This is a genomic window from Bacillus sp. JJ1474 (genome assembly GCF_036965225.1).
In the GTDB taxonomy this organism is placed as follows: Bacteria; Bacillota; Bacilli; order Bacillales; family Cytobacillaceae; genus Cytobacillus.
This window is the reverse complement of sequence record NZ_JBALPC010000093.1, coordinates 1-9560: the sequence shown is the minus strand read 5'-3', so window position 1 is coordinate 9560 and position 9560 is coordinate 1. Positions and strand designations below refer to the sequence as shown.

The following is a 9560-nucleotide window of genomic DNA, read 5'->3' as shown; positions in this document are numbered from 1 at the left end:
ACGTTTGTCAGCCAATTCCATGCATGGATCTTTTTTTAGCCTGATTAATAAATATTTTTATCTTATTTACATCCTTTTTTCCGTCTGTTTCTACCCCACTGCTGACATCGACCATATACGGTGCCGTTATCTCAATGGCCTGCTCAACATTATCAATTGAAAGTCCGCCAGCAAGAATGACCTTTTTCCCGTCCAAGTTTTCACCGGTTAATACATTCCAATCAAATGTGACCCCGTTCCCCCCGCGGTATTTCCCTTTAGGGCTATCAAGAAGGTAATAATCACACGAAAACTGACTAATTTGATTTAAATCCTCTTGAGATTCAATGCTTAACGCCTTTATGACCGGTACAGAAAATTGCGAACAATATTCAGGTGACTCATCCCCATGAAGCTGGATGACATTGATTCCTGCCTCATTGACAATCTTTCGAATGACATCCGGATCTTCATTCACAAACACGCCTACCTTAAGGACCTCATCAGGAATTACTTTAATAATTTCCCTTGCTTGATCAGAATTGATTTTCCTTTTGCTATCTGCGAAAACAAACCCAAGCGCATCTGCACCCGATTCGATCGCTTTTAACGCAGTTTCAACGTCCATAATTCCACAAATTTTCACCTTCATTAGTTCGTCACCTCTTTTATAGGCTGTTTCATTCGCTTCATTAAACCTTCGAGATTTTCAGATTTCATAAATGCCTCCCCAACAAGGATTCCATCGGCACCAGCATCTATCACTCTTTGAACATCCTCTACTGTTTTAATGCCGCTTTCACTTATGAGGAAGGCACCTGCTGCTTTAATTTTTGGAGCAAGCTTTTCCGTTATGGCTAAATCAACTGAGAAGGTTTTTAAATCACGATTATTAACGCCGATTATTTGTGCTCCAGTACGCAGGACCTTTAGCAGCTCAGCCTCATTATGAACCTCCATAAGCACTTCAAGCCCGTTGTTTAAAGCGAAATTATATAGCTCTGTCAGACGCTGCTCCTCCAATGCTGCAGCAATTAACAGAATCAAATTTGCCCCAGAGGATTTCGCTTTCAGAATCTGAACTTCATCAATGATAAAATCCTTGCAGAGCAATGGGGCATCAACAGCTTCCCTAACTGACGATAAATCCTCAAAACCTCCTTTAAAAAAGTGAGTATCGGTCAGAACAGAAATGGCATCCGCTCCAAAATCTATATAAGATTGAGCTTGGACCTGAGGATCAGCACCGATATTAATATCCCCTTTTGAAGGTGATGCTCTTTTAAATTCAGCGATAATTGCAAGTGAATCCCTTTGTTGAAGCTTTTTAAGAAAGGAGCGCTTTTTTCTAAGCGGCTGGTCATGAATGTCCAATTTTTCATCCCTTAGTCCCAAAATCTCTTTTTCCTTTTCTTCTAAAATGATATTTAAGATCGTAGTCACCTCAGATCACCCTTTCCTTTATAAATTTGCTCTCATGAATGAGCTGTTCCAGTTTATTTAGTGCCGCTCCAGAATCAATGCTCTTCTTTGCATATTCAATCCCTTTTTGAATTGTCTGCGCTTTTCCTGCTGTGAAGATTCCAATTCCTGCATTAAGGAGAACTGTATCGCGATAAGCTCCCTTCTTTCCATTCAATACATTCAAGAGGATACGTGCATTCTCTTTGGAATCGCCGCCGCGAATGGCATCATTCGTGTATACTGATAAACCTACCTCTTCTGGATGAAGGACTCTTTCAGTCAAGTTTTCATTTTCCAGAATCACTAAATGATTCTCTCCCTGAAGTGACGCCTCATCCATAAACCCTGCCCCATTTAGGACAACTGCACGTTTTCTTCCTAATGTCTTTAACACTTCTGCAAAGAGTACGAGAAAATCTCGGCGATAGATCCCGAGGAGCTGTGTCTCTAAATCAACAGGATTTGTGAGCGGTCCAATTAAATTAAAGACAGTCGGAATTCGCAAATCTTTTCTCACTTTCATAATCCTTTTCAGCTGCGGGTGTACATGTGGAGCGAATAAAAAGGCAATCCCAACCTTTAGTAAAATTTCCTCTGTACGTGCAGCATCCAAATTTAAATCCACACCTAGATGTTCTAATACATCCGCACTTCCCGTTTTACTTGATACACTTCTGTTTCCATGCTTGGCAACTGGAATTCCAGCACCTGCAAGAACAAAAGCAGAAGTTGTACTAATATTAAAGCTTTTAGACCCATCTCCTCCTGTTCCGCAATTATCCATAACATTCGGAATTCTCGTATTAAACGTCAGTGATTTTCCCCTTAACGCTTTAGCTAAGCCGGCAATTTCTTCAACTGTTTCTCCTTTCGTTTTTAGGCCGATTAATAAACCTGCAATTTCGCTATCTGTAATATCCTCAGTAAATAGAAGCTCGGTTGCTTCCGTTATTTCTTGTTCTGTTAATGAATCCCCATTAGAAATTTTCTGTAAGATGCTTTTCATGCTTACTTCCCCTCCCGATATGATTTAAGAAATTTCCCAATATTCTTTTACCTAATGCGGTTCCAATTGATTCTGGGTGAAATTGAAGGCCAAATAACGGGAATTGCTTATGTTTGATCGCCATTATTTCATTGTCATCCATCGATTTTGCAAGGATCTGAAATCCCTCAGGTAATGTCTCCTCTGAAATCACAAGAGAATGGTACCGCATGATGTCAATTGGCTGAGGCAAGTATGCAAATAAATCTGATCCATTATGTTTTAATTTTGAAATCTTCCCGTGCATAATATTGTTTGCTTTCGTTATATTTGCTCCAAATGTATACCCGATTGCTTGATGTCCAAGGCATATTCCCAATATTGGCTTGGTCTCATAGAAGGATTGGATAATGGCTGAACAAATCCCTGCATCCTCCGGTCTGCCAGGCCCAGGTGACAACACAATGGCATCCGGTTCCATTTCCTTGATCTCCTCTATTGAAATCCTGTTGTTCCTTACGACATGTACTTCTTCCCCGAGCTCCCCTAAATATTGATATAGGTTATAAGTAAATGAATCATAATTATCAATAAGTAATATCATCTTGGCCCTCCAAAAAAGCTCTTAATTTATGAATCGTTTCTTCAAACTCTTTTTCCGGCACAGAATCATGAACAATCCCGGCACCCGCCTGAATAAATGCTTTTTGATCCTTAATTAACATCGTCCGAATTGCAAGTGCAAAGTCCATACTTCCATTCGCTGAGAAATATCCGATTGCTCCTGAATAAACACCTCTTTTTACTTCCTCCAGCTCGTTAATAATTTCCATCGCTCTAATTTTTGGAGCGCCAGAAACCGTTCCTGCCGGCAAACAAGCGATTAAAGCATCGATCGCTGATAAATCCTTTTTTAAAGTACCGCTCACCTCTGATACTAGGTGCATGACATGTTTATATTTCTCAATCTTCATATACTTCTCAATTTCAATTGAACCAAGCTCACAAACACGGCCAAGGTCGTTTCTGCCTAAATCCAGCAGCATTCGGTGCTCCGCAAGCTCCTTTTCATCCACCAATAAATCTTTTTCATAGGAATGATCTTCCACCTCGGATTTCCCTCTTGGCCTTGTTCCCGCTATTGGATTAGTTGTCACCTTCCCGCCATTTACCTTAATTAAGCTTTCCGGTGAAGTACCCGCGATTTTGTAGCCTTCGAAGTCTAAATAATACATATAAGGGGATGGATTTTGCACTCTAAGCTTGCGATAGAAAGAAAATGGATCACCCGTAATTGTTCCTTGCAAACGCTGAGACAGCACCACTTGGAAAATATCACCTTCTACAATATGTTCTTTCGCCCGCTTCACTTTTTCGATAAATTCTTCTCTCTTTATGGATGCTTTAAAAGTTGAAAGTGAAACTTCACTTGGTTCACTGTTCACTTTGCCATGCTGAATTTCATCTAGTCTCTTTTCATGTAAAGATTGCAATTCAGATAACTCGCTAAATAAAGGAATAGAGATTAAATACACTTTCTGTTCAAGATGATCAAACACGACCACTTCCTCGAAAAACATTAAATGAACATCGGGAATATGTAATTCATCCTTTGGGGCCTTCCCGATATTTTCATACTGGCGAATGACATCATAGCCTACATAGCCTACAGCACCCCCACAAAATGGAAAATTTCCAATCTCATCCTGTTCAATCGGCGGCAGTATATCTTTCAATACTTCAAGCGGATGCTTCTGAATCCGTTTCCTTCCCTTTGCTGAAAGGATTGTACTGGAATCTTCTTCTCCAATTAATTCAATAACGGGATCTGTTCCAATAAAAGAGTACCTGCCAGCCTTTTCATGTTTAAGTGAGCTTTCAAAGAGAAATTTTTTTGTCCCTTTAAGACGCTGGTAAATAAGAATTGGGGTTAACGTATCCCCTTCAATTTCGCTAATAATGATTTCCTTTACTTTCGGCATGATACACTCTCCTTAACGGTTATAAAAATAAAAAAGTCCCCTATACGCACAATATTTGTGCATATAGAGGACGTATCGTTGACCGTGGTGCCACCTCAAATTTAGAACAGAATTCTGCTCCCTTGTTCAGGTACGGATGTAAATCGATACCCTATCCATATAACGGTGGAATTCCGTGCTTCCCTACTATCCTTCAAGAAGCCTCTCGCAAGTCCATTCCAACTGCTCTCCACATACCGGCTCTCACCCTTTCCGGCTCTCTGTAATGCTTCTGAACATTGTACTACTCTTACTCAACGATTTAGTTATTCTTTTTTAAAAGGCTATAACAATAAATATTTGAAATACAAAAAGGGCCTCCCTCCAAAAAAAGGACGAGAGACCCGTGGTGCCACCTTCATTAGCTAAAATTAGCTCACTTAACAGATATCAAAATGAAATAATCATTTGAATACCTGTCTCTTGTAACGATGAGACTTTTCGCCAAAGCCTACTGCTCCTATTAAAGGTTCGGTTTGGAGGCTCGGAAGTCCATTCGCTAATACGATTACACTGATTCGCACCACCCATCAGCTCTCTTAAGTACCCGTAAAAGTTACTACTCTTCGTCAACGCCGTACGTTATGTTGCTTTTTATATTATTCTTAATTATAAAAAAAGTCAAGGATAAAAATTCATTTTTTTTAAAGAGCCTTCTTTAACCTATTTCTCCAAGCTTCTGCAAGCTCCTCTACCTGGAGCAGCTCTTCAATCGCTGCACGATTTTTTCGATCATGAAACATTAGTTGATTTCCCGCTAATACAGAGAACTTCTCCTGCTTTCTCTCCACTAATGTCAGTGAAGAGTCCTCCTTCACTATACCCTCCTGCAGGACCCTAAAGAAATAGCCAGTATACCCAGTCTTCACTACCCTGCTAAGCAAGTTCTCAGCTTTGTTATGCTTGGAAATGGATACACATGGCACCCTCCCTTGTGAAACCTGAATAATGGCTTCACCGAGTAAAAAAATATCGCCAATATAAACGTCCTTCTCTTGATGATCAGCCACACTAATATTTTCCCCAAATGCAGGCATCTGAAACGGCTTTTGAAATTCCTTTTCCCATTGCTGATAATGTTCAAAAGGATATAAGCAAACAGCCCTATCCGTTCCCCCATGAAATTCACGGTTACCAACTGAATCTCCTGTAAATCCTTCTTTTGTCAGAAAAGATTCACTCACTTGCTTTTTTCTTATTGCTGAATTAATAGTCACTCCATCCCACAAATGAAGATTCGACCTGCCAATATTTAATGTAAAAATTTGATTTCCCATTAAATACACCTCGAATATTGATATTATTTCCCTCAATCTGCCTTCTACCCATATTAATACATGACAATGAATTCCAATTAAATTTTACCATAAAAAGTCCCTACTACTTTCTTTTTTTAAAGCCATATTAATATTAGGTATGATGGTTAAGGGGATGGTATGTTCAATGGAGCATGTTGAAAAATTAGAAATTGGAGGCCAAAAGGCAAAGAAAAAGTCTAGAGGCAATGTCCATAACAAAAAGTGGGCTGTTCTGTCACTCGCTTCTATCCCACTTGTAATGACACTTGGAAATTCCATGCTTATTCCTGTATTGCCTGCTATGGAGAAAAACCTTAATATATCTGCTTTACAGACTAGTATGATTCTGACCGTGTATTCAATTGTAGCCATTATCCTAATCCCTATAGCAGGAGGATTATCAGACTATATCGGAAGGAAAAAGGTCATTATCCCTAGCCTCTTAATTGCAGGAATTGGAGGACTCATCTCTGGATGGGCTGCCTGGAAAGCTAATGACGCCTATTGGATCATTCTTTGCGGCCGTGCTTTACAAGGGGTTGGGGCAGCCGGAGCATCTCCCATTGTCATGCCACTCATTGGTGATATGTTTAAAAACGATGATGAAGTGAGCAGTTCGCTTGGAATGATCGAAACATCAAATACATTTGGAAAAGTACTTAGTCCAATACTTGGAGCCTTTCTAGCCAGTTTTTTCTGGTTTCTCCCATTCTTTGCTTTCCCAGTGTTTTGTGCCCTTTCGATATTACTTGTATGGCTTTTAATCAAAACACCTAAAGAACGTGAGGAGCCCGTGCCATTCAAGCAGTTTTTAGTAAACATTAAAAATACATTTACACATAATGGAAAATGGTTGTATGCCATCTTCGTCATTGGTGCCATCATGATGTTTGTTTTATTTGGAGTGTTGTTTTATTTATCGGATGTACTGGAAAAAACATATAATATCATCAATATTAAAAAAGGCTTTTTACTTGCAGTCCCATTAGGGGCTTTATGTATAGCCTCTTTTATAACCGGAAAAATAATAAAAGAAAATAAAGTATTAATGAAATGGATCATCTTCGGAGGATCTGCATTGACTGCTGTATCCGTTGCTATTTTAAGCTTCTCAAGCGGATTATGGTTCATGCTCATTTTATTTACATTTGGCGGTATCGGAATAGGGGTAGCCCTTCCTTGTTTGGATGCCTTAATTACATGTGGAATTGAAAAAGAAGAAAGAGGAACCATCACATCCATTTATCATTCGATGAGATTTATTGGTGTTGCTGCAGGTCCGCCTGTCATGGCTTTATTTATGGAGCATACTGAAAAGGTATTATTTTATTTCTTAAGCGGTCTTACTGTCATAGCCATCATTGCCACATTTATGGCAATAAAGCCAGACGAGGAGGATGCTTAGGTAAAGAACTTCGGGATGACTTTCTTAATCGGATATGTTATCCTATAGTTGTAGATATCATTTAAATGAATGACCGCAGGTGTTGGAGCACCCACGGTCATCCGCAATAGTCGTCGTTCCCTGAGCGGCGGCCAGTCAAAAGACTAGACCTCTCCTCAATTATCAGGTCAAGGGAGGTCTATTTTTTGTGGTTAAAAGACAAGACAGCGATGATCAGACTTGAAAATGAAATCATAATCATAATCGTTTCGAATACTGTCATAGGCATCACCCCCTTTCAAATGGGGTTAGCCGACCACCCTTGAGAAAACTCCCTATTGCTTCTCTATTATATCACAAACCTGTCCTAGGAAAAGAACATATGTTCTACTTTTACAAAAATGATGCTTTCTTACTAGAATTAAGTGAATCTTTTAAATAGTGAATGCGCGTTAATCTGCGAAAAAAATAACCGCCAAAAGGGTGGCTTCACTTCTCTATTCCTTCAATCTAGGCTTAGCAGGATTACAATCAGGTTTTTCTGACTGTGTTGATTCTGCAAGCTTTGTTAAATAATAGCATTCTTCTCTGAACATATGGTCTGCCATTAGCGCAGAAAATGTTCCTAATGCTTCTTTACTTAACCTAAGCTCCTCAATTTCATCTAAAAAGTTCATGAACAGTTTCATTTCTAATGACACATCTTTATTAAATTTTTTCAATGCAGGAAATGCTGTAAGATTTGTTCTTAGAAATCCCGTCAATTCAACAGCTTTTAAATAAAAGGCTTCAAAATCCTTTGTAAACTCATCACTCAATTTTTTAATCTTTTTTTCTGGAAGTTCCATATTATCAGAAATGGCCCCTGCATGCCCTGCAGCATCCAATAGCCATAGCAAATGGTGATGCAACTCATGAAAAACAGGTGCTGCTTCCCCGTTTTTCAAATACTTTAACAGAAGCAGGTACTCATCTACTTCGTTTACCATATGATTCATAAAAGTTGGCCCGAGATGAATCTTTACTTTTCCAACAAGATGGCGCTCAAGAATAGTCAGCTTAAACTGTCTAATTTTCTTGGCTTCTTCATCTGCTTCCACTGTTAAATCCTGCAAATTCCCTACTCCTACTCTACCAAGGAGCTGATCAAAAACCTGAATAAAATAATTGGCTTCATGAATGAATTCTTTTTCTGACGGTGCAAGGGAATCATGGATAAATCGGGCATGATCTCCTAATACTTGCAGCCAAAATCCATGCTCAAATTTTGCAGCCTTTTCGTAGCTAGCAGCCAAACAATCTCCCCCTTATGAACAGTTCATTCATAAAAGCTTATCGGGGAAACTGGGCATTTATGACATGTAAATCATCTAACTCTTTATTTGGACATAAGAAAAAGCCGGAATGAATGTCCAGCTTTTTTAAAAGTGAAAGGCAGAAAGTTGCTCATTCAATATTTCGGCTTTATACCCGTTTGTTTGAAAATAGGTTAGCAGAGATGGCAAATGCTCTGCTGTTGTTCTTCTATCATGGAGTAAAATGACCATTGGTCTATCCTTATGTTTAAAATTTTCGATTTGTTGAATAACTCTTTCAACATATTCACCATTGCGGTATTTCCAATCCTCACTATCTACTGTCCAATCCCATAGATTAAACCCGGCTGCTTCCACGGCTTTCAAATAGGAAGGTTTCATGTATGGCGCGGAACCATAAGGAGTTCTAATTAAGGATGTGCCTGTACCTGTCATTTGCATTAAGGTGGCTTGCGCTTTTGTCATTTCGTCAACTACTGTCTTTTCCGACCGATAAATTTTGGCGACATTATGTGAAACTCCATGTAAGGCTGGGATATGACCGTTATTGATAATAGCATGTAATTCCTCTGGATACATTCTCATATTAGGCTCAAGCATAAAAAAAGTAGCCTTCATGTCAAATGTATTCAATGTTTGCAGTATGTCTAATGTATAGGCGGAAGGTCCGTCATCAAATGTTAAATATATGACTTTTTGTTCATTTTGTAGCTTTATTTGGGAGTTTTCTTGTTTTGAAGAAACGCTATCTTTAAGACTAGTTTCTATACTATTAATATCATTCTCTACAGGGTCATGCTTTTCCGGTTTATTTTTCAGTTCTTGCTCATTTAATGTTTGTTCATTATGTTCTTGATCCATTTTTTTCTTTAATATGTAAAAAGCTTGAATTTTATTATTAACGTAACCATTCATCTCCTCTGTATGATCAAAATGCCTCTTTGTAAGTAAGGAATACATAATATTAATCGGCTGTGATAAACTAGAAACAGCCAATGCTTCACTATGATTGTTTGTCTTAACCGTTGTAAAAACTAATGTTAAACAAACAATCAATGAAATTAATAACTTCCCTTTCGAATAGGTTGTTTTTCTTTTCCTTTTACTTCTCAT

General features: G+C 38.7%; 10 protein-coding genes and 2 other annotated features. Of the genes, 1 reads left to right on the top strand and 9 read right to left on the bottom strand.

The window, feature by feature from the left end; translation table 11 throughout:
- Positions 1-7 precede the first annotated feature (7 nt).
- The 6 genes from V7164_RS13435 to V7164_RS13410 form a co-directional block, all read right to left on the bottom strand.
- Positions 8-631 (bottom strand): phosphoribosylanthranilate isomerase, encoded by a 624-nt coding sequence (locus V7164_RS13435; protein WP_335346268.1) that lies wholly within the window; start codon positions 629-631, stop codon positions 8-10.
- Complete coding sequence (gene trpC, locus V7164_RS13430) at positions 631-1422, bottom strand: indole-3-glycerol phosphate synthase TrpC (protein WP_335354310.1); 792 nt, start codon at positions 1420-1422, stop codon at positions 631-633. The genes V7164_RS13435 and trpC overlap by 1 nt, the downstream gene beginning before the upstream one ends.
- A gap of 1 nt (position 1423) precedes the next feature.
- The gene (gene trpD, locus V7164_RS13425) at positions 1424-2449 is read right to left on the bottom strand and encodes an anthranilate phosphoribosyltransferase (RefSeq protein ID WP_335354309.1); all 1026 of its coding nucleotides are present in this window, start codon (positions 2447-2449) and stop codon (positions 1424-1426) included.
- On the bottom strand, positions 2421-3032 hold the full coding sequence (locus V7164_RS13420) for an anthranilate synthase component II (protein WP_335346265.1): 612 nt from the start codon (positions 3030-3032) through the stop codon (positions 2421-2423). The genes trpD and V7164_RS13420 overlap by 29 nt, the downstream gene beginning before the upstream one ends.
- On the bottom strand, positions 3016-4410 hold the full coding sequence (gene trpE, locus V7164_RS13415) for an anthranilate synthase component I (RefSeq protein ID WP_335354308.1): 1395 nt from the start codon (positions 4408-4410) through the stop codon (positions 3016-3018). Before trpE ends, V7164_RS13420 begins: the two co-directional genes overlap by 17 nt.
- A gap of 63 nt (positions 4411-4473) precedes the next feature.
- Positions 4474-4716: a binding site (T-box leader), on the bottom strand.
- 61 nt (positions 4717-4777) lie between these two features.
- Positions 4778-5031, bottom strand: a binding site (T-box leader).
- A gap of 62 nt (positions 5032-5093) precedes the next feature.
- Positions 5094-5726: an MOSC domain-containing protein gene (locus V7164_RS13410; protein WP_335354307.1), complete on the bottom strand. Its 633-nt coding sequence runs from the start codon at positions 5724-5726 to the stop codon at positions 5094-5096.
- 166 nt (positions 5727-5892) lie between these two features.
- Here V7164_RS13410 and V7164_RS13405 point away from each other — a divergent pair, with 166 nt between their 5' ends.
- On the top strand, positions 5893-7152 hold the full coding sequence (locus V7164_RS13405) for an MFS transporter (RefSeq protein WP_335346262.1): 1260 nt from the start codon (positions 5893-5895) through the stop codon (positions 7150-7152).
- Between the two features lie 178 nt (positions 7153-7330).
- Here V7164_RS13405 and V7164_RS25705 read toward each other — a convergent pair whose 3' ends face one another.
- From V7164_RS25705 to V7164_RS13395, 3 genes are all read right to left on the bottom strand, one after another.
- Positions 7331-7387, bottom strand: coding sequence for a hypothetical protein (locus V7164_RS25705; RefSeq protein ID WP_438824048.1), 57 nt, complete (start codon positions 7385-7387; stop codon positions 7331-7333).
- Positions 7388-7628: 241 nt separating this feature from the next.
- Entirely contained in the window at positions 7629-8426 is a 798-nt protein-coding gene (locus tag V7164_RS13400) for a DUF2935 domain-containing protein (RefSeq protein ID WP_335346261.1), read from the bottom strand.
- A 126-nt stretch (positions 8427-8552) separates the two neighbouring features.
- On the bottom strand, positions 8553-9560 hold a 1008-nt coding region (locus V7164_RS13395; RefSeq protein ID WP_335354306.1), incomplete at its 5' end, for a polysaccharide deacetylase family protein.

Excerpts from the sequence above, each read along its gene's own strand:
- V7164_RS13410 (WP_335354307.1), bottom strand. The coding sequence starts at position 5,726 with ATGGGAAATCAAATTTTTACATTAAATATTGGCAGGTCGAATCTTCAT.
- V7164_RS13435 (WP_335346268.1), bottom strand. The coding sequence starts at position 631 with ATGAAGGTGAAAATTTGTGGAATTATGGACGTTGAAACTGCGTTAAAA.
- trpD (WP_335354309.1), bottom strand. The coding sequence starts at position 2,449 with ATGAAAAGCATCTTACAGAAAATTTCTAATGGGGATTCATTAACAGAA.
- trpE (WP_335354308.1), bottom strand. The coding sequence starts at position 4,410 with ATGCCGAAAGTAAAGGAAATCATTATTAGCGAAATTGAAGGGGATACG.
- V7164_RS13420 (WP_335346265.1), bottom strand. The coding sequence starts at position 3,032 with ATGATATTACTTATTGATAATTATGATTCATTTACTTATAACCTATAT.
- V7164_RS13405 (WP_335346262.1), top strand. The coding sequence starts at position 5,893 with ATGGAGCATGTTGAAAAATTAGAAATTGGAGGCCAAAAGGCAAAGAAA.